This is a genomic window from Klebsiella sp. 141240 (assembly GCF_050600805.1).
GTDB classification, from domain to species: Bacteria; Pseudomonadota; Gammaproteobacteria; order Enterobacterales; family Enterobacteriaceae; genus Klebsiella; species Klebsiella aerogenes.
On record NZ_JAQIRK010000073.1, the window covers coordinates 1 to 418 of the forward strand.

The 418-nt window shown below is 47.1% G+C and carries 1 protein-coding gene; it reads left to right on the forward strand.

What is annotated here, in order from left to right; all coding sequences use genetic code 11:
- Positions 1-42: 42 nt before the first annotated feature.
- A partial coding sequence (locus tag PGQ95_RS26395) for a hypothetical protein (RefSeq protein ID WP_430919900.1) occupies positions 43-418 on the forward strand: 376 nt, incomplete at its 3' end.

The following is a 418-nucleotide window of genomic DNA, read 5'->3' on the forward strand; positions in this document are numbered from 1 at the left end:
CTGGTTATGTCTGGATCGTCTTCCCCTCACTGGAGAAATATAATGGTTGCTGCAATTAATACAGGTAAAGTCTATTCCGGCGCGCGAGCCGCTCTTGACCTTTCTTCCTCAATCCTTGATCCCGTAGTTCTTTTTCAAAACTATAAAGCACGCATAACTGCTGACGGTGGTCATATTCCTGACGAGGCTGGCTGTCTTGAGCGTTTTCGCTTTTTATTGCTGAATGGCATGTATGAGCGAACAGCCGTTTCTGTCACACCCGCTTTTGGTATCAAAACCGATGGAAGTGGAAATGTGCAGACAATCTATAACCTGACCGGGGAAAATGGCGATCTTCTTGCGGTTGCTAATGGCGTACCGCCTGAACAGATGTTATACAACCCGACATCACGCTCGGTTAACGTTCGTATCTCCTCTG